Source organism: Streptomyces sp. NPDC059567, assembly GCF_042735655.1.
Lineage (GTDB): Bacteria > Actinomycetota > Actinomycetes > Streptomycetales > Streptomycetaceae > Streptomyces.
Genome location: NZ_JBHWBS010000140.1, coordinates 13223 through 14027, shown reverse-complemented (window position 1 = coordinate 14027; position 805 = coordinate 13223). Strand labels below are relative to the sequence as shown.

Genomic DNA, 805 nt, shown 5'->3' with positions numbered 1-805 from the left:
GTCCGCAACTGGGACTACCGCTACACCTGGCTGCGCGACGCGGCCATCACCCTCTCCTCGCTGCTGCGCACCGGCTGGGAGGCCGTCGTGCGGGCCCGGTCCGCCGAGCGCCCCCGCGCCGGGGCCTATCTGGACGCCTACTTCACCGCCCGGGCGGCCATCCGCGGGGACCGGGCGGGCGGGGTGGACCCCGGGGTGGAGTGCGGGTTCGGACTCCACGAGGGGCGGACCGTCGCGTACGCCGCGCAGGACGGGACGGCGACGCGTCCCGCGGGCTTCCGGACCGTCGCCCGGCTCATCCGGCTCGCGGACCGGCTCGGGATCCCCGTGCTGACGCTGATCGACACGCCCGGCGCCGCCAACGACGCCGAGGCCGAGCGGGCCGGGGCGGGTCCGGCGATCGCGGACGCGTTCACCGCGGTCGCCGAGGCCCGGGTCCCGGTGACCTCGCTCCTGGTCGGCGAGGGCGGCTCGGGCGGGGCCCTGGCGCTGGCGGCGCCGGGCAACACCTGGGCCACGCCGGACAGTTACTTCTCCGTCATCGCCCCCGAACTCGCCTCGGCGATCCTCAAGAGGGAACCCGACCAGGCCCCGGTCACCGCCGACCAGCTCCGGCTGCGGCCCCAGGACCTGGTGGAGCTGGGCGTCGTGCGCGGGGTCGTGTCGCGCGGCGAGTGACGGCCGGACGAAGAGAGTCCCGGGGGGGGGGGGGGGGGGCGCCGGGGGGGGCGGGGGGGGGCGGGGGCGCGGGGGCGCGGGCCGCCCCCCCCCCGCCCGCGCAGCCCGCGGAGAGCGCACCCCCGCG

The 805-nt window shown here is 79.4% G+C and carries 1 protein-coding gene; it reads left to right on the top strand.

The features are described 5' to 3' along the window. Positions 1-678: carboxyl transferase domain-containing protein (locus ACFVZW_RS34850; protein WP_384530173.1), on the top strand; the 678-nt coding region annotated here is incomplete at its 5' end. Between the last annotated feature and the right edge of the window lie 127 nt (positions 679-805).